Source organism: Cronobacter sp. JZ38, assembly GCF_008932145.1.
In the GTDB taxonomy this organism is placed as follows: domain Bacteria; phylum Pseudomonadota; class Gammaproteobacteria; order Enterobacterales; family Enterobacteriaceae; genus Cronobacter; species Cronobacter muytjensii.
In genome coordinates this window covers 811,387-831,970 of record NZ_CP017662.1, presented here as the reverse complement: position 1 = coordinate 831,970, position 20,584 = coordinate 811,387, and the positions used below count along the sequence as shown (strand labels likewise).

The 20,584-nt window shown below is 58.1% G+C and carries 21 protein-coding genes; 5 read left to right on the top strand and 16 right to left on the bottom strand.

Annotation, left to right across the window (positions count from 1 at the left end):
- Position 1: 1 nt before the first annotated feature.
- The gene (locus tag BJP61_RS03900) at positions 2-1,675 is read right to left on the bottom strand and encodes a methyl-accepting chemotaxis protein (protein WP_171997848.1); all 1,674 of its coding nucleotides are present in this window, start codon (positions 1,673-1,675) and stop codon (positions 2-4) included.
- A gap of 243 nt (positions 1,676-1,918) precedes the next feature.
- On the opposite strand from BJP61_RS03900, the gene ytfE reads away from it, so the two are divergent.
- Entirely contained in the window at positions 1,919-2,584 is a 666-nt protein-coding gene (gene ytfE / locus BJP61_RS03895) for an iron-sulfur cluster repair protein YtfE (RefSeq protein ID WP_171997847.1), read from the top strand.
- A 67-nt stretch (positions 2,585-2,651) separates the two neighbouring features.
- Here ytfE and cycA read toward each other — a convergent pair whose 3' ends face one another.
- Together cycA and fklB are read right to left on the bottom strand one after the other, a co-directional pair.
- Positions 2,652-4,064 (bottom strand): D-serine/D-alanine/glycine transporter, encoded by a 1,413-nt coding sequence (gene cycA, locus BJP61_RS03890; RefSeq protein WP_171997846.1) that lies wholly within the window; start codon positions 4,062-4,064, stop codon positions 2,652-2,654.
- 288 nt (positions 4,065-4,352) lie between these two features.
- Entirely contained in the window at positions 4,353-4,973 is a 621-nt protein-coding gene (gene fklB, locus BJP61_RS03885) for an FKBP-type peptidyl-prolyl cis-trans isomerase (RefSeq protein ID WP_007709296.1), read from the bottom strand.
- A 191-nt stretch (positions 4,974-5,164) separates the two neighbouring features.
- Between fklB and BJP61_RS03880 the strand changes: the two genes are divergently transcribed.
- Entirely contained in the window at positions 5,165-5,743 is a 579-nt protein-coding gene (locus BJP61_RS03880) for a LysM-like peptidoglycan-binding domain-containing protein (RefSeq protein ID WP_171997845.1), read from the top strand.
- A gap of 72 nt (positions 5,744-5,815) precedes the next feature.
- Here BJP61_RS03880 and rplI read toward each other — a convergent pair whose 3' ends face one another.
- From rplI to yjfP, 5 genes are all read right to left on the bottom strand, one after another.
- Positions 5,816-6,265: a 50S ribosomal protein L9 gene (gene rplI, locus BJP61_RS03875; RefSeq protein ID WP_075192341.1), complete on the bottom strand. Its 450-nt coding sequence runs from the start codon at positions 6,263-6,265 to the stop codon at positions 5,816-5,818.
- Between the two features lie 41 nt (positions 6,266-6,306).
- Positions 6,307-6,534: a 30S ribosomal protein S18 gene (gene rpsR, locus BJP61_RS03870; RefSeq protein WP_000135199.1), complete on the bottom strand. Its 228-nt coding sequence runs from the start codon at positions 6,532-6,534 to the stop codon at positions 6,307-6,309.
- A gap of 4 nt (positions 6,535-6,538) precedes the next feature.
- Positions 6,539-6,853, bottom strand: a complete 315-nt coding sequence (priB, locus tag BJP61_RS03865) for a primosomal replication protein N (protein ID WP_032966206.1) — start codon at positions 6,851-6,853, stop codon at positions 6,539-6,541.
- A 5-nt stretch (positions 6,854-6,858) separates the two neighbouring features.
- Entirely contained in the window at positions 6,859-7,254 is a 396-nt protein-coding gene (rpsF, locus tag BJP61_RS03860; RefSeq protein ID WP_001216673.1) for a 30S ribosomal protein S6, read from the bottom strand.
- Positions 7,255-7,431: 177 nt separating this feature from the next.
- Complete coding sequence (yjfP, locus tag BJP61_RS03855) at positions 7,432-8,160, bottom strand: esterase (RefSeq protein WP_171997844.1); 729 nt, start codon at positions 8,158-8,160, stop codon at positions 7,432-7,434.
- 203 nt (positions 8,161-8,363) lie between these two features.
- On the opposite strand from yjfP, the gene bsmA reads away from it, so the two are divergent.
- From bsmA to BJP61_RS03840, 3 genes are all read left to right on the top strand, one after another.
- Entirely contained in the window at positions 8,364-8,672 is a 309-nt protein-coding gene (bsmA, locus tag BJP61_RS03850; protein ID WP_038867551.1) for a biofilm peroxide resistance protein BsmA, read from the top strand.
- 135 nt (positions 8,673-8,807) lie between these two features.
- The gene (locus tag BJP61_RS03845) at positions 8,808-9,083 is read left to right on the top strand and encodes a DUF1471 domain-containing protein (protein WP_038867549.1); all 276 of its coding nucleotides are present in this window, start codon (positions 8,808-8,810) and stop codon (positions 9,081-9,083) included.
- A gap of 148 nt (positions 9,084-9,231) precedes the next feature.
- Positions 9,232-11,163, top strand: a complete 1,932-nt coding sequence (locus BJP61_RS03840; RefSeq protein WP_038867547.1) for a methyl-accepting chemotaxis protein — start codon at positions 9,232-9,234, stop codon at positions 11,161-11,163.
- On the opposite strand, the gene BJP61_RS03835 is transcribed toward BJP61_RS03840, so the two are convergent.
- The 8 genes from BJP61_RS03835 to BJP61_RS03800 form a co-directional block, all read right to left on the bottom strand.
- Complete coding sequence (locus BJP61_RS03835; RefSeq protein WP_161579589.1) at positions 11,164-12,798, bottom strand: isovaleryl-CoA dehydrogenase; 1,635 nt, start codon at positions 12,796-12,798, stop codon at positions 11,164-11,166. It abuts the gene before it with no gap.
- Between the two features lie 89 nt (positions 12,799-12,887).
- Positions 12,888-14,075 carry a glutathionylspermidine synthase family protein gene (locus BJP61_RS03830; protein ID WP_171997843.1) on the bottom strand — a complete coding sequence of 396 codons (1,188 nt, stop codon included), beginning with the start codon at positions 14,073-14,075 and terminating at the stop codon, positions 12,888-12,890.
- Entirely contained in the window at positions 14,076-14,726 is a 651-nt protein-coding gene (locus BJP61_RS03825; protein ID WP_038867540.1) for a DUF1190 domain-containing protein, read from the bottom strand.
- A gap of 22 nt (positions 14,727-14,748) precedes the next feature.
- Positions 14,749-15,147, bottom strand: coding sequence for a DUF350 domain-containing protein (locus tag BJP61_RS03820; protein ID WP_081642103.1), 399 nt, complete (start codon positions 15,145-15,147; stop codon positions 14,749-14,751).
- Positions 15,148-15,334: 187 nt separating this feature from the next.
- Complete coding sequence (gene rlmB / locus BJP61_RS03815; RefSeq protein WP_075192337.1) at positions 15,335-16,066, bottom strand: 23S rRNA (guanosine(2251)-2'-O)-methyltransferase RlmB; 732 nt, start codon at positions 16,064-16,066, stop codon at positions 15,335-15,337.
- Positions 16,067-16,161: 95 nt separating this feature from the next.
- Positions 16,162-18,591: a ribonuclease R gene (rnr, locus tag BJP61_RS03810; RefSeq protein ID WP_075192336.1), complete on the bottom strand. Its 2,430-nt coding sequence runs from the start codon at positions 18,589-18,591 to the stop codon at positions 16,162-16,164.
- Between the two features lie 36 nt (positions 18,592-18,627).
- Entirely contained in the window at positions 18,628-19,053 is a 426-nt protein-coding gene (gene nsrR, locus BJP61_RS03805) for a nitric oxide-sensing transcriptional repressor NsrR (protein ID WP_032966202.1), read from the bottom strand.
- Positions 19,054-19,207: 154 nt separating this feature from the next.
- Positions 19,208-20,506, bottom strand: coding sequence for an adenylosuccinate synthase (locus tag BJP61_RS03800; RefSeq protein WP_038867528.1), 1,299 nt, complete (start codon positions 20,504-20,506; stop codon positions 19,208-19,210).
- Positions 20,507-20,584 lie beyond the last annotated feature (78 nt).

Sequence of the window (20,584 nt, the reverse complement as noted above, 5' to 3'; positions counted from 1 at the left end):
CTCAGAAGGTTTCCCAGTTGTCGCTGCCGCCCGCCGGAGCGGCTTTCAGGCTCGCCGTCGGCGCTGGCGTGCTGAAGGACGGCGCCTTCGGCGCAGCGCTCGCCATGCGAGACTGGGCGCGGTTGAGTTTAAAGACCGCGACCGCCTCGTTCAGCTTGCCCGCCTGATCTTCCAGAGCGGCCGCCGCCGCGGCGGATTCTTCCACCAGCGCGGCGTTCTGCTGCGTCACTTTATCCATTTCGGAGACCGCAAGGCCGACCTGATCGATACCGCGGCTCTGCTCGTCGGACGCGGAGGCGATTTCGCCCATGATATCGGTCACGCGGGTCACCGCGCCGACCACTTCTTTCATGGTTTCGCCCGCTTCGCGCACCAGTTGCGAACCCGCATCGACACGGTTGCCGGAGTTCTCGATAAGCGCTTTGATCTCTTTCGCGGCCTGGGCGCTGCGGCTTGCCAGCGTGCGGACTTCACCGGCCACGACCGCGAAGCCGCGGCCCTGCTCGCCGGCGCGTGCGGCTTCTACCGCCGCGTTAAGCGCGAGGATATTGGTCTGGAACGCGATGCCGTCGATAACATTGGTTATCTGGGCAATCTGATTAGAGCTGGCCGCGATTTCATCCATCGTGCGCACAACGCCATCCACAACCTCACCGCCTTTCAGCGCGGTTTCCGACGCGGTACGTGCCAGCTGGGTCGCCTGACGAGCGTTATCGGCGTTCTGTTTCACCGTCGCGGTGAGCTCTTCCATGCTGGCGGCGGTTTCTTCCAGCGACGCGGCCTGCTGCTCAGTGCGGGAAGAGAGATCGTTGCTGCCTGCGGAGATTTCGCTCGCGCCGGTGAAAATGGTGTCGGTGCTGTCGCGCACGGTGCTGACCGTGCGGGCCAGCGACTGCTGCATGTCGTGCACATTGCGCGCCAGCAGCGCCATTTCGTTATTGCCGTGAGCGTCGATAGGCTGCGTCAGATCGCCTGCGGCAATCGCGCGGATGTGGCCCATGACGTCATGCAGCGGCAGCAGCAGGACGCGACGCATCGCCACCCAACTGACGATAATCACAGCCAGCACCAGTACCATAATGGCAGAAAGGATCCACAAAATGCGCTGGTAGTCGCTTTCGTTATCTTTCACGCCCTGACTGGAGAGCTTCGCCTGCTCGGCGCGCCATTCGCGATAGACCATCTGCATCGCGTTTTGCTTCTGCTCGGCGTTCTGCTTGAACATCCCTTCCAGATCGCCTGCGGCCAGCAGTTTGTTCATCTGCGCGAGCGTCGAGGAGTAGATGCGATACTGCTCTTCCAGACGGTCAACGACCTGCTCATTCATGCCCGGCGTTTCCGGCAGCGCATAGTAAGTGTCGTAATGGCTTTTCGCGTCCGCCAGCAGTTTGTTGGCCGTGGCAACGAGTTCATTAAGCTGGCCGCCGTTAATCTGATTCGCCATGCTGCTTTGCAGGCGCAACATGCCGCGGTTCAGCGTAACGCGCGTCTGGTTGAGGCTTATCCAGGCGTCGGTAAATTCCGCCACGTTCTGGCTGGAAATTTGCGACACGTTAAAGTTGTCTTTGTCATTGTTGAGCGCGCTAATGAAAACGCCTGCCGCGATAAGCTGCATGGCGCCCAGAACGATCAACACGGTGATTAAAAGAGTAATGACTTTTATACGTTTAAACATGAATGACCTTAGTGCAGGTGTAAACTGATGTGTATCTATCGGCAGGTCATTCGGGTTATTTAACGCGCAGGCCGCGATACGATGCGGTTTCCAGTTATTTCCTGATAGCTATCAGTAGTTTAGTCATGAAAATATTTTTGTGACGCACCTCTCATTTTAATCCCCCTCCTCTAAAGGGTTATAGCCTGCCGATAAAGATGCATTTAGTATGCATCTTATACAAATGATGAGTGAGGTACTGCTATGGCCTTCCGCGACCAACCCCTTGGCGAACTGGCGTTAACCATCCCCCGCGCTTCCGCGCTGTTCCGTAAATACCATCTCGATTTCTGCTGCGGCGGCAAACAGACGCTGCTGCGCGCCGCAGAGCGCCAGGCTCTCGACCTGGACGCCATTGAACGCGAGCTGGCGACGCTTGCCGACGCGCCGCTGGAAAAGGACTGGAAAACCGCGCCGCTTGCGGAAATCATCGATCACATCATCGTGCGCTACCACGACCGTCACCGCGAACAGCTGCCGGAGCTGATTTTGCAGGCGACCAAAGTGGAGCGCGTCCACGCCGATAAACCGGGCGTGCCGAAAGGGCTTGCTAAGTACCTGACGATGCTCCATGAGGAGTTGACCCGCCACATGATGAAAGAAGAGCGCGTGCTGTTCCCGATGATTAAACAGGGCATGGGCAGCCAGGCGATGGGGCCAATTAGCGTGATGGAAAGCGAGCACGACGAGGCGGGCGAACTACTGGAGGTGATTAAACACACGACGAATAACGTGACGCCGCCGCCGGAAGCCTGCACCACGTGGCGCGCGATGTACAACGGCATTAACGAGCTTATCGACGATCTGATGAATCACATCAGTCTGGAGAACAATAATTTATTCCCGCGTGCCCTCGCTGGCGAAAAATAAAGGCGCCCTTTCGAGCGCCCCGGTAACTTGACCTTTTGGGCCCGATACGTGGGCCCTTTTTTATGGCTTAGCGGCGAAAGTTCGCGAGACGCTTCTTGCCAATAAACAGCCAGCACACGCCGAGCACCACAAACCACAGCGGCGTGACCATCAGCGCCTGTCGCGTGTCATCTTCCAGCGTCAACAGGGCGATAACAAATATGAAGAACGCCATGCAAACCCAGCACATCACCTTGCCGAGCGGCATTTTGTAAATTGACTTCTCATGCAGGTGCGGGCGCTGCTTACGGTATACCAGGTAAGAGCACAGGATGATGGTCCAGACGAACATAAACAGGATAGCCGACACGGTGGTGATCATCGTGAAAGCAGTGATGACGTTCGGGTTGATATAGAGCATCACGACGCCGCCTAACAGGCAGATACAGGAGAAGGTCAGCCCTTTTGCCGGTACCGCGCGTTTTGAGAGTTTGGCGAAGGCTTTCGGGGCCACGCCATCCTGCGCCAGACCGTAGAGCATACGGCTGGTAGAGAAGACGCCGCTGTTAGCAGAGGATGCCGCAGAGGTCAGCACCACGAAGTTAATCAGGCTCGCCGCCGCCGGCAGCCCCACCAGCACAAACAGCTCCACAAACGGGCTCTTGGTCGGGACGACCGAGCTCCACGGCGTCACGGACATGATAATAATCAGCGCGAAGACGTAGAACATAATGATGCGGACTGGAATGGAGTTGATCGCACGTGGCAGCGATTTTTCCGGGTCTTTGGTTTCGGCGGCGGTGGTGCCGACCAGCTCAATACCGACAAAGGCGAAGACCGCTATCTGGAAGCCTGCGAAGAAGCCGCTCAGCCCTTTCGGGAACCAGCCGCCCTCATTCCACAGATGCGCGAATGACGCCTCGACGCCGGTCGGCGATTTAAAGTGCATCAGCACCATCACCAGCCCCACCACGATAAGCCCGACGATGGCGACAATTTTAATCATCGCGAACCAGAACTCCATTTCGCCGAACATTTTCACGGTCGCGAGGTTAAGGGAGAGCAGGAGCACAACGACCGCCAGCGACGCGACCCAGTCTGATAATCCAGGGAACCAGAACTGAGCATAGGCGGTGATCGCCACGACATCGGCCATGCCGGTGACCACCCAGCAGAACCAGTACGTCCAGCCGGTAAAATATCCCGCCCACGGCCCGAGCAGATCGGCGGCGAAATCGCTGAAGGATTTATATTCGAGATTGGAGAGCAACAGCTCGCCCATCGCCCGCATGACGAAGAAGAGCATGAAGCCGATAATCATATACACAAAAATGATCGACGGGCCGGCGAGGCTGATGGTTTTGCCGGAACCCATAAACAGCCCGGTGCCGATAGCGCCGCCGATAGCAATCAACTGTATATGACGATTAGTAAGATTACGCCGTAGCGACTGCTCGGCCGGCGCCTCAGCAGCGTCAGCCACTTTGATTTGATCTGACATGTTCGTTTCCTGTACCTGTCTGTGTTGTTGAGGCTCTGCTGGCCTCTATTTACGCGTCGAAATGACGATGTCCTTGGCAAAACATCATCGATATTAGGTAAGAATCGGAGGGTTGAATACTATGATTTAAATATAATGTTAATTTTATGTTTAAAATGGGTGGCAAATCACTTTCACTTCGCGAAATGCATCACAAAAATACCCGCAATCCGCTTATTATCAAAATAAAATCGCGTCATTTCACTTACGGGAAAACAAATCCCCGCCGCAGCGGGGATGATAAAGCCGTTACAGGATTTCCAGCAGTTCGACTTCAAATACCAGCGTGCTGAACGGCGGAATGGACGCGCCCGCGCCGCGCTCGCCGTAAGCCAGGTTGTGCGGAATAGTGAGTTCCCATTTAGAGCCGACCGGCATCAGAGTCAGCGCCTCGATCCAGCCTGCGATAACGCCGCTCACCGGGAATTCCGCCGGTTCGCCGCGCGCGACGGAGCTGTCGAATACGGTGCCGTCGATAAGCTTGCCGGTGTAATGCACGCGGACGCGATCTTTACGAGAAGGAATCGGCCCCTCGCCCTGGGTCAGCACGCGGAATTGCAGACCGGATTCGGTGCTGTTTACCCCGTCGCGCTCGCGGTTTTCGTCCAGGTATTTCTGGCCTTCTACTGCCATCTCCTGCTGGCGCTCGCGGCGCACTGCATCGGCGCGTTCGTGGATCTCACGCAGCGCGCGATGCACGACATCAACAGGCACGGCAGGCTGGTTGCCTTCCAGCGCGTCACGCAGCCCCGCCACCAGCGCTTCCGGCAGCAGCCCTTGTAAGCCTGACTCGCGCAGTTGCTGTCCGACCTGTAAGCCAATACCGTAGCTTGCCTGCGCTTCGATGGTGTCAAAAGAAGGGGTTGTCATGGGGTTATCCTTTCTCAATGGGAAAATTAGCGGGCAGCATAACAGCAGCGCCACGTCGGGTAAAATAATCCTCCGGCGCGCGGGATGCCGTGGCGCTCACGAATGCGCGCTTTACTACCGGCATCAAACAGTTAGCGCGCTATAATGGTACACTGGCGCGGCGATAGCGTTGGAGTAAATGAGGAGAAGACATGCCCGGACGAATTAAACCGCTGCTGGCGCAGATATGGCACGCCCCGGACCGTATCCGGCTGATGGATCCGCTGCCCCCAGCACACCGACGCGGCATTATTCTTTGCGCGATACTCATCGTGCTGTGCTTTCTATGGCCTTCTCCCGACGCGCCGAATACGCCGCAGCGACGCGACGCCGAACTCGATTTCAACCGCACGCCGGAGCCGCCCGTACAGCCGCAGGCTGTCTCTCCCGCAGAAACGCCTGAGGCGAACGTTCAGCAGCCCGCTTCCGGCGCGCCGGTACAACCCTTCCAGAATAATGATATTGAGCAGCAGTGGCGCACCTATCGCGTAGAGTCCGGCAAAACGCTGGCGCAACTGTTCCGCGACCATAATCTTCCGCCGGAAGATGTCTATGCGATGGCAAAAGTGGAAGGCGACGGGAAGCCGCTCAGTAATCTTCAGCAGGGGCAGATGGTGCAGGTGCGTCAGAATGCCAGCGGCGTCGTGACGGCGCTGACCATTGATACGGGCGATAATCAGCAGGTGCTGTTTACCCGCCAGCCGGACGGCAGTTTCTTACGCGTACGCTGAATATTTTCAGCGGCTCAGAAAAGCAAAACGCCGGCGCGAGGCCGGCGTTTTTACGTGCAGTCGAGTAAGAACTTACTCAGCAACCACGTTTACAATCACTTTAGCAAATACTTCGCTGTGAACCTGGAAGTCCACTTCGTGTTCGCCAGTGGTACGCAGAACGCCGTTCGGCAGACGAACTTCGCTCTTAGCCACGTCAACGCCAGCTGCAGTGACAGCGTCAGCGATGTCGCGAGTACCGATGGAACCGAACAGTTTACCTTCGTCGCCCGCTTTGGACGCGATGGTAACGGTGCCCAGCGCATTGATTTTCTCTGCGCGAGCTTCAGCAGCGGACAGAACGTCAGCCAGTTTGGCTTCCAGTTCAGCACGACGTGCTTCGAAGAACTCAACGTTTTTCTTGGTAGCCGGCACAGCTTTGCCCTGCGGAACCAGGAAGTTACGAGCGTAGCCCGCTTTAACGTTTACCTGGTCGCCCAGGCTGCCCAGGTTTGCTACTTTATCAAGCAGAATAACTTGCATTACCTTATCCTCTCAAAGTCGTATTAATGGACCGTGACCGATTACTGATGACGATCAGTGTACGGCAGCAGGGACAGGTAGCGAGCGCGTTTGATAGCGCGAGCCAGCTGACGCTGGTATTTTGCACGGGTACCGGTGATACGGCTCGGGACAATCTTACCGCTTTCGGTGATGTAGTTTTTCAGCGTAGCGATATCTTTATAGTCGATCTCTTGAACGCCTTCCGCGGTGAAACGGCAGAACTTGCGACGACGGAAATAACGTGCCATTTGGCTAGTCTCCAGAATCTATCAATTCAATCTGCTCGGCATGCAGCACCATTTTGCTCAGTCCGTTCTTTGCCTTGTGGCAACTGATGAACCCCTGAACGGTGACTGCCGTACCGACCGTTATACTGTGAGTAATGGCCTGGTTTTCATGCCCGCTGATTATTACAGGCATCTGACACCACGCCTGCCGGTGGAAACCGGCCTCCTCCTGCACAGAACGATGCTCAAGCACGAACTGGCAATGAGGAATTCCTGATGGGCTGACCTTACGAAGGGGTGCCCTGCACACGGTGCCGGACAACACCAGACGGTTGGCCATCAGAATTACTCTTCAGAATCCCCAGCTTCAGCATCATCTGCGGTTTCGTTAGCGAAATCATCGCGACGCTCGCGGCGCTCGTCTTTCGCTTTAACCATCGGAGAGGCTTCAGTTACGGCGTGCTTGGTACGCATAACCATGCTGCGGATAACGGCATCGTTGAAGCGGAAGGTAGTTTCCAGCTCATCGATAACTTCCTGCGGCGCTTCAACGTTCATCAGAACGTAGTGTGCTTTGTGCAGTTTGTTGATCGGGTAAGCCAGCTGACGGCGGCCCCAGTCTTCCAGACGGTGGATCTTGCCTTCTGCACCAGTGATGGCAGCAGAGTAGCGCTCGATCATGCCCGGAACCTGTTCGCTCTGGTCAGGATGGACCATAAAAACGATTTCGTAATGACGCATCGAATTGCTCCTTACGGATTATTCAGCCTCCTGTCTGGGTCAGCCGCGGCCCGGGGAGGCAAGGAACGTGATTAAAGGGCGGCTGAAAAATTGACGCGTCATTCTACTTTCGCACCCCGGTAAACTCAAGGTAATTGGTAAAAAAAAGCGCAATGGCGTTTTTGCCTGGCGCGGCGCTTAACAATGGCGGCGGAAAAAGGCCACTGCCGCCTCCAGCGCTTCGGGCGTGATGCGGTGTTTAACCCCCGCCTGCCAGGCGCACGTGAGATGCGCATCAAGCCCGCGCCCGCGCAGCGCGTCGGCGAGACGCTGGCTCTGCGCCGCAGGCACTACATCATCGTCTTCGCCGTGCCAGAGCAGCAAGGGGCGATCCGCGACGCGCGTCAGTTGCGTGTCGACATCCCAGGGCGCCAGCACGGCCCGAATGGCGTCAGCCTCACCGGCATCCGGCGGGAAGAGCGTATGGGAGAGCGAGGTGAAGTAACCGGAGCCCATTAGCGCCGCGACTGCCCGCACTTCGGGGTGATGCGTCATAATGCCGAGCGCGGTCATCGCCCCCATCGACGCGCCGCCGATAGCGAATTTGCCTTCCGCCACCAGCCCTTCTTCTCGCAGCGCGTCATAAAGCCGCGGATATTCCGTGATGGCCGCATGAAGAATATGCCAGAACTGCGTCATGCGGCGCGCCGCGTCACCGCTAAAGCGCGCGCCGTGATCGGGCGCGTCCGGCATCACTACGCGAAACCCGGCCTGCGCCAGCGCGACGGCGAAATAGCTATAGACCGTTTTGGACGAGGCAAAGCCGTGATAAAACAGTACCGTCGGCAGCGCCACTGCATCCGCGCCTGCCGGTGCGGCATGCAGCGCTTCGATGCCGGCAAACCGCCGTGTTGAAATTTCGATCATACTTATCTCCTGCGCAACGTCATTCGGCAGGTATGCCATGATGTACAGACGAGCGCAACGCGTAAGGGTTTTTAGCGGGTTGAGAGATGGATTACGCTTTTGCAATTTTATAGTAAAAAAAGCGCGCTTTACCTGGCAGAACCGGGATATTCAACGCCCTGATTCCCTTACACTCACTACACTCTAAGCCTGAGGTAACGAGAATGCTTATGCGACGGCTCATTCCTTTATTTATGGTGGCGACACTCACCGCGTGCAGCGCCCTGCAGGGCACGCCGCAACCTGCGCCGCCGGTGGCGGATCACCCGCAGGAGATCCAGCGCTACCAGACGCAGGGGCTCACGAAAATGGGCACCGTCACCACCCTGCAATATGGCTCGCCAGATGATGCGCTGCGCGATATCGCCGCACAAGCGGGTGCCGCTGGCGCGGATTACTATCAGGTGGTCTCTAATGACGACACCCTGTTGCCGGGCCGCTGGCACGCGCAAGCCATTTTGTACCGAAAGTAAGCGTAAGCCGTGGTTTTATTTAGCAAAATTTACACTGCTTTGCGTGCATTGATCGTACCTGCTGCACAATAGCTTTCGGACTGCGCCGGGAACCGGAGCGCTGCGTTTATCGAAACAGGTGTAAGGGAGCTGACAATGAAACGATCGCTGGCTTTAACGTCGCTGTTGTTATCCGCGGGTCTGATTACCACTTCCGCGCAGTCCGCTGAAGAGGTGAACGCCGATCGGGTCACCGGCTTAAATGAAATCGGCGTTATTTCGGTCAATGATATTTCCGGCACGCCGCAGGAGATAGAAAAAGTCATCGCTTATAAAGCGGACGAGCAGGGCGCGGCGTATTATCGAATTATTCAGATGCATGAAAATCACCGCCCCGATAACTGGCGGGTGCAGGCAATTATCTATAGTTGAACGTTCTTTAGCTAAATTTTGTATTTTATTTATCCTTGCAATGATCTAAATCAATTTAACTTGAAACAAATGGTTACATTTAGCCACTAAATGTTAGCGCTCACGTGCCGTTGAAGGTGCGGAATATTAAGCGCACATGGGCTAATTTATGACACTTTCATTTCAACGCTGGGGACTGGGCGCGAAGCTCTCCTTCCTCACGGGCGTCGCAGTAGCGGCGCTTTTCCTGTTATTCACGTTTGCTTTAAGTCACAAAGCCAGCCAGCAGCTGGAAGCGCTGGCGCTCGAAGATCTGCATAACCAGACCACCAGCGTGGTGGATATGGCGCAGATGTTCGACAGCAGCCTCAATGAAGAGGTGGCGAGCTTCACAAAACTCTTTAACAGCTTTATTCCGCAACCTGTCAGCCGCGACGACAGCCAGATGCAGAGCATTAACGGCATTAGCGTGCCGATGCTTAAGGGCGGCGAGACGTCCCTGCATGAAAACAACGCGCTGCCTGACGACTTTCTGGCCCGTACCGGCGCTATCGCCACGCTGTTTGTGCGCAGCGGCGATAACTTCGTACGCGTGGCGACCTCGCTTCGCAAAGAAGACGGCAGCCGCGCTATCGGCACGCAGCTCGACACCGCAAGCCCGGCATTCGCGCCTGTGATGAAAGGCGAAACCTACCGCGGCCTGGCGCTGCTGTTCGGAAAACGCTACATCACGCAGTATGAACCGGTAAAAAACGCCAGCGGCCAGGTGATTGCCATCCTCTTCGTCGGGGTCGATATCACCAACTCCTGGCAGGTGATGCGCAATAAAATCCTGAGCCGTCGCCTTGGTGAGAGCGGGCATTTCTACGTTATCAACCGCGCGCCGGGCAAAACCTACGGTCAGTTCCTTTTTCATCCGAGCGAAGAAGGCAAACGTCCGGCATGGCCGGAGGCGATCCTGACCCCGGTGCTGACGCAGCCGCAAGGCACGCTGGAGATGAAAAAGCCGGATGGCCGCACCGCGCTGCTGAGCTTTACGCAACTGCCGGGCTGGAACTGGGCGATTGTGGGCGAAGTAGACAAAGCGACGCTGCTCAGCGGCGTGAACAGCATGCGCAACCAGTTCCTCGCCGCCGGGGTGATCGTGTCGCTGCTCTTTGCGGCCGCCTTTGTCTGGACCGTTCGCCGCTGGCTCACCACACCGCTGCGTAACGTTATCACGCTCGCGCGCCAGTACGCCGCAGGCGATCTGCGCGATACCATCGACACCCGTCGTCACGATGAAGTCGGCCAGCTTATCGATGCCATTAACGGCATCGGCAACGGCTTACAGCAGATCGTGACGCAGGTGCGCGATGCCGCAGGCGAAATCAGCCAGGGTACCCGCGCGCTGGCGTCTGACAGCGGCGAGATCAGCGAGCAGATCAACAAGCAGGCCAGCAGCGTGGAGGAAACGTCCGCAAGCATGGAGCAACTGGCGGCCACGGTACAGCAGAACGCCGCGAACATGGAGCAGACCCAGGGCCTGGTGAAAGAAGCGTCCGACGCCGTACAGCAAGGCGGCGCGACCGTCAGCAACGCGGTGACCACCATGAACGACATCCGCAGCGCCTCCCAGCGCATCGCGGATATCACTCACGTGATTGAATCTATCGCCTTCCAGACCAACATCCTGGCGTTAAACGCCGCGGTGGAAGCGGCGCGCGCGGGCGAGCACGGCAAGGGCTTCGCGGTGGTGGCTCAGGAAGTGCGGGCGCTGGCGGCACGCAGCGCCAACGCGGTCAAAGAGATAGAGCAGCTCATCAGCGACACGCTCGCCAAAGTGAGCGAAGGCCATGCGCTGTCTGAGCAGACGCGCCAGGCAATGGAGTCGATCATCGGCCGTATCGGCCAGATCAACCAGTTGGTCACGGAGATCAACCACGCCTCGCACGAGCAGTCTGCGGGTATTGGTCAGGTGAATATCGCCATGCATCAGATTGGCGAAGCCACTCACATCAATGCCGAGCGCGTGACGCGCAGCGAGCAGACCGCACAGGTGCTGCGCGAGAAAGGTCATCACCTGAACGAGCTGGTGAGCCTGTTCCGCCTCAAGGCCTGATCAGCCTGCCCCGCCCGTGGCGCGCAGCAGCGCCTGCGCCAGCACCGGTTCCGGTAGCGGGCTGTCGCCACGGGTATCCAGCATCATCCGACACCAGGCTTGCGCCAGCGGCGGCGTTAGCGAACGCAGCACCTGAGCGCCGGTCGCCAGTAAAAAGAGCTGGCCGGTAATGGCGCGCCCGGCCGCTTCATCCGGGCGACGCAGTTGCCCGGCCAGTTGCCGCCACGCGCGATCAAAGTGCCGGTCCTGCCCTTTCACCGCATCAAACTCGTCGCTCAGCATCTCCATCACGCCCGGCTGGCGCGCCAGCACCCGCAGCACATCAAGACACATGATATTGCCGGAGCCTTCCCAGATACTGTTGACCGGCATCTCCCGGTAGAGACGCGGTAGTTCGCTCTCCTCGCAATAACCAATACCGCCCAGCGCTTCCATCGCCTCCGCCACAAACGGAATGCCGCCTTTGCAGACGCTATATTTCGCCGCTGGCGTAAAAAGCCGCGCAAAAGCCACTTCATGCGGCGATTCGCGCTGCGCCCAGGCGCGCGCAAGACGAAACAGCAGCGCGGTCTGGCCTTCCAGCTGAAGCGCCATGCGCCCCAGCACCTGCCGCATTAACGGCTGGTCGATAAGGTTTTTGCCGAACGCCTGACGCTGATGCGCGTGATAGAGCGCCACCGCCAGCGCGCGGCGCATCAGCCCGTGGCTGCCGAGCGCGCAGTCAAAGCGCGTCATGCCGCCCATCCGCAGGATCTGGCGCACGCCTTCGCCCTCTTCCCCCAGCAGCCAGCCGAGCGCGTCCAGAAACTCCGCCTCGCTGCTGGCGTTTGAGCGATTGCCAGTTTTCTCTTTCAGGCGCTCCAGCCGCACCGCGTTACGCTGCCCGTCCGGCAGAAACCGCGGCACGAAAAAGCAGGAGAGCCCGCCTTTCGTCTGCGCCAGCACCAGATGCGCGTCGCTTTGCGGCACCGAGAAAAACCATTTATGCCCCACCAGCCGGTAGGCTTCGCCCGCGCCGCGCCGGGAAACAGGCTCCGCGCGGGTGGTGTTGCTGAGTACATCCGAGCCGCCCTGCTTTTCCGTCATTCCCATGCCGATGAGCAGCCCGCGTTTCTGGGCGCCAGGTAGCAGATGGGTATCGTAGCGATCGCTGGCAAGCGGCGCGCGCCAGTCGGCGAACAGCGGCGGCAGCTGGGCCTGAAGCAGCGGCGTGGCGGCGAAGGTCATGGTTATGGGGCAGAGCGTGCCCGCTTCGACCTGCGCATGCAGCACAAAGCGCGCGGCGCGCGCCACCAGCGCGCCTTCGCGCGCGGTCTCGCTCCAGGGAAGATTATGGACGCGGTTGGCGCACAGCCCTTGCATCAGCAGGTGCCAGGCCGGGTGAAAGCGCACGTCGTCGAGGCGCTCGCCACGGGCGTCGTAGCGCAGAAGCTCCGGCGGGTTGACGTTGGCGAGCCGTCCCAGCTCCAGCGATTCAGCGGTACCGAGCTGCTGGCCGATACTGGCGAGCAGCTCCGCGTCCCAGCCTGCGCCTTCGCGCAGCACTGCCTCGCGCAGCGCCGTATCGGAAAGAAAAAGATTGCTGTTATTGAGCGCGACGGGCTGGTTAAACACCGTATGGGTTTGCCAGTGCATATTCCCTCTCCTTACCTGTGGCAACGCCAGTAAGTATGGATGGCGAGGGAAAAGAAACCGCCCGCGCGCTTCACAAAAGCGAAAAACCGTCAGCCGGCGATGTAATGCGGAACGAAGCGTGAGGTGTCTTTGGTGATGAGCGAGCCATCCTCACGGATGCCGATACCGGCAGGCTCGTCGCCAACGACCCAACTGCCAAGCAGCGTATAGCTGTCGCCAAAGCGCGGCAGCGCCTGAAACGCCTGCCAGATCACCGGTTCATGGCCGTAGTCGCCGTCTTCCTGCGCCAGCACGCGCGCGTCGTTATCAAACAGCGTCACATTGCCGCCTTCGCGTGAGAAGAGCGGCTTGCGCACATAGCCTGCGTAGCCGGAAAGCGCCTGCGCCACCTCGTGCCGCTCGCGTGAAAAATCGTCGGCAAACCAGGACGGCAGCAGGTTTGGGTGCCCCGGAAAATGCGCCCAGAGCAGCGGCAGCAGCCCTTTATTGCTGAGAATGCTTTTCCATAGCGGCTCATACCAGCGCTCGGCGCGCTTGCACAGCAGCGGGCCGTTGTCGTCGCGCATCATCCACTCCAGCGGATAGAGCTTAAACGCCTGGCGAATCACCTTATCGTCCAGATCCGTCAGCACGCCGCCGAGACCCAGCCCGATATCCTCGATATAGATAAAGCGCGTCTCCAGCCCCGCCTGACGCGCGCAGTCCTCCAGATACAGCACCGTGCCGCGATCCTCTTCGGACGCCTGACAGCAGCTGAAATAGAGCGGATCGGGTGTGGTTATTCCGGCCAGACGGGCGATCAGCTTTTCCTGGATAGAATTGAACTGATCGGCGTCGCGCGGGATCGTGCCGTGGCGGCGCGCGTCTTCCAGCCACTGCCACTGAAAATAGGCGGACTCATACAACGAAGTGGGCGTATCGGCGTTGTACTCCAGAAGCTTCACCGGCCCCTGCCCGGTCCAGACAAAATCCATGCGTCCGTAGAGCGACGGATCCTGCGCTTTCCAGCTGTCGGCGATGGCATCCCAGTACAGCTCGGGGATCGCAAGACGCTCAAGCATCGCCTGATCGCGCACGGCGCGATCGACTATCTCGAGACACATCTCGTGCAGCTCGGCGGTGGGCGCTTCTATCTGTTCTTCAATCTGGCGCAGCGTAAAGCGATAGGCGCGGCTTTCATCCCAGTAGATCTCATCATCGATGATGTGAAAGTGAAAGCCGTGTTCATGGGCGATACGCGCGAGATCGGGCCGTACCGGTGTCTGATGGCGGAGCATTTAGCCTCCCCAGCTGCTGCGGGAGCCTGATGAGCGGCCAAAGCCGCCACGTGAAATCGTCGTGGCGCTACGGGTCACCAGGCCGTGGCTGCTCGCCGTCGTGCTTTTACTGCCGCGCCAGACATAGTCGCCAGAGCCGTTTTGCCACACGGGGCGCGTGTAGTAATAGTGATAACCTGTGCTGGAGGTGTAATACGTCGAAGAAGAGTCATCCAGCTCACGCTTTTTATTCGCGTTGCTGGCCAGCAGAAAGCCGGCCATCATCGGCACCCAGGTTTTCGCCGCGCCGTCGTAGTAGCAGGCGTTGCCGTAGCGGGTGCTGCAGGCGTCCCAGGTGAGATTCGGAGGAATATCTTTTTCGAATTCGGCTTTAGCGGTGTTCCACGCATTCGTGCACATGTCTGCCGGATGACCGTCGGCGCTGCACTCTTGCGGCGTCGCGTAATACACCCCGTCGCCGTCATTGTCGTTATCGCCATCATCCTGACAGGCTTTAAGACCGAAAAATGCCGCTCCGCCCATAATGGCGAGGGTTAATATTTTCGGCCCTTTCCTGTCCGGCTCCGGGCGCGAATACGATTTTAAATCGGCGCCCTGCGCCACCGGATTGAACGGTTTTTTCTTACCGCGTTTTTTCCTTGCTGCCGCCATGTTCTTCCTTGTTTTCTCTCTTTTACCAGGTCATGCAGGCCGCGTTAAGAATACCGCCAGCCAGCGACGCCACGCCCATAAAAATACCGGCCGCAACGTTGCGGTTAATAATTTTTTCGCTCAGTTTCGGCATGTATAAACGCACGCCAGCGTAGATTATAAGCTGGACGACGAGCGCGATCGCCCCCCAAATCAGATAGTCGATAATGCTGACGGAGTTGATCGCAGCGCTGGCGAGCGGCACGACATAACCTAAAATCGCGCCGCCGAAAGTAATAGCCGCCGCGCTGTTATTCTCTTTAATTAACTGCCACTCGTCGTGGGACGTAATTCGGGTGTAGATGAACATAAAGCAATTGATCATCGCCAGCCCGATAAAAAAGTAAGCGCAAAACGCCATCAGTCCGTGGAATGTCTGCACGATTTCTTCTCCTGAATCCAGTTAGAGGTATTTATTCAACAGGTGAATAGCCTGTGGCGCTTATAGTAGCAGCGGAGTTTAGCGTTATTGATGCTTTAATAAAACTTTACACAGGCCAGGGAGTTATCGGCAGGAGCGCGAAAAAACGCAGCGGAAATAAAAAAACCCTCCGCAGAGGGTTTGAAAATTAGCTGCGCTGACGCACGGCTTCAAAGAGGCAGATGCCCGTCGCCACCGAGACGTTCAGCGAAGAAACGCTGCCCGCCATTGGGATGCTGATAAGCTCGTCGCAGTGCTCGCGGGTGAGACGGCGCATGCCTTCGCCTTCCGCGCCCATCACCAGCGCCAGCGGGCCGGTCATTTTGCTCTGATACAGCGTATGATCCGCCTCGCCCGCCGTACCGACTATCCAGACGTTCTCTTCCTGCAAGAGACGCATGGTGCGCGCCAGGTTTGTGACGCGGATCAGCGGCACGCTTTCCGCCGCGCCGCAGGCGACTTTTTTAGCGGTCGCGTTGAGCTGCGCGGAGCGGTCTTTCGGCACAATCACCGCATGGACGCCCGCGGCGTCGGCGCTGCGCAGGCAGGCGCCGAGGTTATGCGGATCGGTCACGCCATCCAGGATCAGCAGGAACGGCTGAGCATGCGCCGCCAGCAGATCCGGCAGATCGTTTTCGCCATACTGACGCCCCGGCTTCACGCGCGCCACGATGCCCTGATGCACCGCGCCGTCGGCTTTTTCATCCAGCCACTGGCGGTTCGCCACCTGCACCGGCACGCCCTGCGCTTCGATCGCATGGATAAGAGGCAGCAGACGTTTATCTTCACGCCCTTTCAGAATAAACACCTCCTGAAAACGCTCGGGAGCGCGCTCCAGCAGGGCCTGCACCGCGTGGATGCCGTAAATCATTTCACTCATGAATGGTACTCGTTATGGGCGGCGAGCCGCCCGGTTTTCAGCAACAAATATAAAGCATACGATGATGCGTTGGGCCTGACGCGCAGGCCCCGCGATTAGCTGTCGCGCTTTTTCTTCGCCGCGCGCTTCGCTTTGGTGGCGGCGGCGATTTTAGCGGTTTTCTCCGACGGCTTTTTGGCTTTTTTCTCAGGCTTCGCCTTGCCGTTGCCTTTCTCTTTACGGAACGCGTCGTTAGGCTCGAAGTTCTGGCGTTTGCCAACCTGACGGCGGCTGCGATTTTTACCGCCACCGCCTCTCTTCTCGCGTTCGCGCGCGGTTTTACCCACGTTGCGCGGCCCACGTTCGCTGGAGATCAGCGAGAAATCAATCTTACGCTCGTCCATGTTCACCGCTTCGACTTTAACCTCGACGCGATCGCCCAGGCGGTACGTCTGCCCGCCGGACTCGCCGATCAACCGCTGGCCGACCTGATCGAAACGGTAGTAGTCGTTATCAAGCGAGGAGACGTGCACCAGACCGTCGATAAAGAGATCCGCGAGACGTACAAAGAAGCCAAAGCCGGTCACGCTGGAAATCACGCCGGAGAAAGTCTGGCCGACCTGATCCTGCATGAAGTCACATTTAAGCCAGTCCGCTACTTCGCGGGTGGCTTCATCGGCGCGACGCTCGGTCATGGAGCAGTGCTGGCCCAGTTGCAGCATCTCTTCCATCGTGTAGTGGTAGCCGCCGCTTTCGGTGGTGTTGCCTTCATGGCCCTGCTCTTTCGCCAGCAGATATTTAATCGCGCGGTGCAGCGTAAGATCCGGGTAGCGGCGAATCGGCGAAGTAAAGTGCGCATAAGATTGCAGCGCCAGGCCAAAGTGGCCGCGGTTTTCCGGATCGTAAATCGCCTGTTTCATCGAGCGCAGCAGCATGGTTTGCAGCATCTCGTGATCGGGACGATCGGCGATAGAATCCAGCAGTTCGGCGTAATCGCGCGGCTCCGGCTTGCTGCCGCCCGGCAGCTCCAGACCCAGCTCCGCCAGCACCGAACGGAATGAGGTAATCGCCTCGTTGGTCGGACGATCGTGAATACGGAACAGCGCCGGCTCTTTGTGCTTCTCGACAAAGCGCGCCGCCGAAATATTGGCGAGGATCATGCACTCTTCGATGAGCTTGTGCGCATCGTTACGCTGGGTCTGCTCAATGCGATCGATACGGCGCTCGGCGTTAAAGATAAACTTCGCCTCTTCGCTCTCAAACGAGATGCCGCCGCGCTCGGTGCGCGCCTCTTCCAGTGCTTTATAGAGGTGATGCAACTCTTCAAGATGCTTCACCAGCGGCTGATACTGGCTACGCAGATCTTCATCGCCCTGCAAAATGTGCCACACCTTGGTATAGGTGAGACGGGCATGCGAGCTCATCACCGCTTCATAGAATTTATAACCAGTCAGGCGGCCTTTGGCGGAGATGGTCATCTCGCAGACCATGCAGAGACGGTCAACCTGCGGGTTAAGCGAACACAGCCCGTTCGAGAGCACTTCCGGCAGCATCGGAACGACCTGCGACGGGAAGTAAACCGACGTACCGCGGTTGCGCGCTTCGTCATCAAGCGGCGTCGGGGGACGCACGTAGTAACTGACGTCGGCGATAGCCACCCACAGGCGCCAGCCGCCGCCGCGTTTCTTCTCACAGAAGACGGCGTCATCAAAGTCGCGGGCGTCTTCGCCGTCGATGGTGACGAGCGGCAGGTCGCGTAAATCGACGCGTCCGACTTTCGCCTCTTCCGGCACCTCTTCTTTCAGGTGCGCAATCTGCTCTTCGACGGCTTTCGGCCAGACGTAGGGAATTTCATGGGTACGCAGCGCCATATCCACGGCCATGCCGGTGCCCATGTTGTCGCCAAGCACTTCGACGATTTTACCGATTGCTTTGGTGCGACGGGTAGGACGCTGGGTCAGCTCGACGACCACGACGTAGCCCATGCGGGCGCCCATAATCTCTTCCGGCGGGATAAGAATATCAAAGCTCAGACGGCTGTCGTCTGGCACCACGAAGCCGACGCCGGCGTCCGTGAAATAGCGGCCGACGATATTGCTCTGCTTTGGCACCAGCACACGTACGATACGCGCTTCACGGCGACCTTTACGATCCGATCCGAGCGGCTGCGCCAGCACGATATCGCCGTGAATGCAGGTTTTCATCTGCTCTGAGGAGAGATAAAGATCGTCTTTGCGTCCTTCGACGCGTAAAAAACCGTAACCGTCGCGGTGACCGATCACGGTACCTTTTTGCAGATCAAGACGTTCCGGCAGCGCGTAGCACTGGCGGCGGGTAAAGACTAACTGGCCGTCGCGCTCCATCGCGCGTAAGCGGCGACGCAGCGCTTCCTGCTGCTCTTCGCCTTCAATGCCGAGTTCGTTCGCCAGTTCATCGCGGTTAGCCGGTTTTTCACGTTTTGTTAAATGCTCGAGGATAAATTCCCGGCTCGGGATGGGATTGGTGTACTTCTCAGCTTCTCGTTCCTGAAAAGGATCTTGTGACATGGCGGTTCCTCCGTTGTCATCTGTGGCGCGAATGCGTCATTCCACCAGCAATAATTTGTAGAGCGGCTGGTTTTCATGCACTAAATCGGCCAGCGTGTAGTTATCCAGTTCCTGAAGAAAGCGTTCTACCGCCCCACCCAGCACCTGTTTCAGGCGACACGCGGGCGTGATATGACAGAACGCGCTGCTACAGTTCACTATAGACAGGGGCTCCAGCTCGCGCACGACATCGCCGATGCGGATGGTCGCGGCCGGTTTGCCGAGGCGGATCCCGCCGTTTTTACCCCGCACGGCGGTTACGTAGCCCGCACGACTAAGTTGGTTGATAATTTTGACCATATGATTGCGGGAGACGCCGTACACCTGAGTGACTTCAGAAATGCTGGTCATGCGGCCTTCCGGCAGAGACGCCATATAGATCAAAGCCCGTAGCCCGAAATCGGTAAAACTCGTTAACTGCACATCAACCTCAGAGTATGGGAGGGGAAAAACGCGGTTCGCCCACAGGGCGATATGTTGATGATAAACCAGCCAGATGTCAGGCGGCTAATTTATTTGAAAAAGGCGGGTAAAATCCGGGAAAAACAGAGGGCGCGATCGCCGCGCCCTGGGTGTCTTACGCGTCGAACGGATCGCGCAGGATCATGGTTTCGGTACGATCCGGACCGGTAGAGATGATGTCGATCGGCACGCCGGTGACTTCTTCAATACGTTTGATGTAGTTCAGCGCCGCCTGCGGCAGACCGCTACGCTCTTTCACGCCGAAGGTGGATTCAGACCAGCCCGGCATGGTTTCGTAAATCGGCTCGATACCTTCCCAGTCATCCGCCGCCATCGGGGTGGTGGTGACTTCGCGGCCATCCGGCATGCGGTAAGCGACGCAGATTTTCACCTCTTCCAGACCGTCCAGCACGTCCAGTTTGGTCAGGCAGAAGCCAGAAAGGGAGTTGATCTGCACGGCACGGCGTACCGCGACCGCATCCAGCCAGCCGGTACGACGGCGACGGCCAGTGGTGGCGCCGAATTCGTTACCTTTTTTGCACAGGAATTCGCCGATGTCGTCGAACAGCTCAGTCGGGAACGGGCCTGCGCCAACGCGGGTGGAGTAGGCTTTGATGATGCCGAGCACGTAGTCCACATAACGCGGGCCAATACCGGAACCGGTCGCCACGCCGCCGGCGGTGGTGTTGGAGGAGGTCACATACGGGTAGGTGCCGTGGTCGATATCCAGCAGCGTACCCTGCGCGCCTTCAAACATGATGAAGTCGCCGCGTTTACGCGCCTGATCCAGCAGATCAGAAACGTCAACGACCATGCTGGTCAGCACGTCGGCAATCGCCATCACGTCGTCCAGTACTTTCTGGTAGTCGACCGCGTCAACTTTGTAGAAGTTCACCAGCTGGAAATTATGGTATTCCATGACTTCTTTCAGCTTATCGGCGAAAGTCGCTTTATCAAAGAGATCGCCTACGCGCAGACCACGACGCGCCACCTTATCTTCGTAGGCCGGGCCGATGCCGCGACCCGTGGTACCGATGGCTTTGGCGCCGCGCGCTTTCTCACGCGCCACGTCGAGCGCGACGTGGTAGTCAAGGATCAGCGGGCAGGCTTCGGATAACAGCAGTCGTTCGCGAACCGGGATACCGCGGTCTTCCAGTTCCTTCATCTCTTTCATCAGCGCCGCAGGCGACAGCACAACGCCGTTACCGATGATGCTGGTGACGTTATCGCGAAGAATACCTGAGGGGATAAGATGGAGGACGGTTTTTTCACCGTTGATTACGAGAGTATGGCCGGCGTTGTGACCACCCTGGTAGCGCACAACATATTTAGCCCGTTCAGTCAGAAGATCGACGATCTTCCCTTTACCTTCGTCACCCCATTGGGTGCCCAGTACGACGACGTTGTTACCCATTTTTTCAAAATCACCGTTTGCTTAAAAAAGGATTCTAACACCAGCTTTCCTGATGTTCAGCCCTTTTTGTATACAAAT

Coding starts and splice junctions, on each gene's coding strand:
- rlmB (WP_075192337.1), bottom strand. CDS start 16,066: ATGAGTGAAATGATTTACGGCATCCACGCGGTGCAGGCCCTGCTGGAG.
- rpsR (WP_000135199.1), bottom strand. CDS start 6,534: ATGGCACGTTATTTCCGTCGTCGCAAGTTCTGCCGTTTCACCGCGGAA.
- BJP61_RS03900 (WP_171997848.1), bottom strand. CDS start 1,675: ATGTTTAAACGTATAAAAGTCATTACTCTTTTAATCACCGTGTTGATC.
- priB (WP_032966206.1), bottom strand. CDS start 6,853: ATGGCCAACCGTCTGGTGTTGTCCGGCACCGTGTGCAGGGCACCCCTT.
- yjfP (WP_171997844.1), bottom strand. CDS start 8,160: ATGATCGAAATTTCAACACGGCGGTTTGCCGGCATCGAAGCGCTGCAT.
- ytfE (WP_171997847.1), top strand. CDS start 1,919: ATGGCCTTCCGCGACCAACCCCTTGGCGAACTGGCGTTAACCATCCCC.
- BJP61_RS03830 (WP_171997843.1), bottom strand. CDS start 14,075: ATGCTCCGCCATCAGACACCGGTACGGCCCGATCTCGCGCGTATCGCC.
- BJP61_RS03880 (WP_171997845.1), top strand. CDS start 5,165: ATGCCCGGACGAATTAAACCGCTGCTGGCGCAGATATGGCACGCCCCG.
- rpsF (WP_001216673.1), bottom strand. CDS start 7,254: ATGCGTCATTACGAAATCGTTTTTATGGTCCATCCTGACCAGAGCGAA.
- fklB (WP_007709296.1), bottom strand. CDS start 4,973: ATGACAACCCCTTCTTTTGACACCATCGAAGCGCAGGCAAGCTACGGT.
- BJP61_RS03845 (WP_038867549.1), top strand. CDS start 8,808: ATGAAACGATCGCTGGCTTTAACGTCGCTGTTGTTATCCGCGGGTCTG.
- rplI (WP_075192341.1), bottom strand. CDS start 6,265: ATGCAAGTTATTCTGCTTGATAAAGTAGCAAACCTGGGCAGCCTGGGC.
- rnr (WP_075192336.1), bottom strand. CDS start 18,591: ATGTCACAAGATCCTTTTCAGGAACGAGAAGCTGAGAAGTACACCAAT.
- cycA (WP_171997846.1), bottom strand. CDS start 4,064: ATGTCAGATCAAATCAAAGTGGCTGACGCTGCTGAGGCGCCGGCCGAG.
- BJP61_RS03835 (WP_161579589.1), bottom strand. CDS start 12,798: ATGCACTGGCAAACCCATACGGTGTTTAACCAGCCCGTCGCGCTCAAT.
- BJP61_RS03800 (WP_038867528.1), bottom strand. CDS start 20,506: ATGGGTAACAACGTCGTCGTACTGGGCACCCAATGGGGTGACGAAGGT.
- BJP61_RS03840 (WP_038867547.1), top strand. CDS start 9,232: ATGACACTTTCATTTCAACGCTGGGGACTGGGCGCGAAGCTCTCCTTC.
- bsmA (WP_038867551.1), top strand. CDS start 8,364: ATGCTTATGCGACGGCTCATTCCTTTATTTATGGTGGCGACACTCACC.
- BJP61_RS03825 (WP_038867540.1), bottom strand. CDS start 14,726: ATGGCGGCAGCAAGGAAAAAACGCGGTAAGAAAAAACCGTTCAATCCG.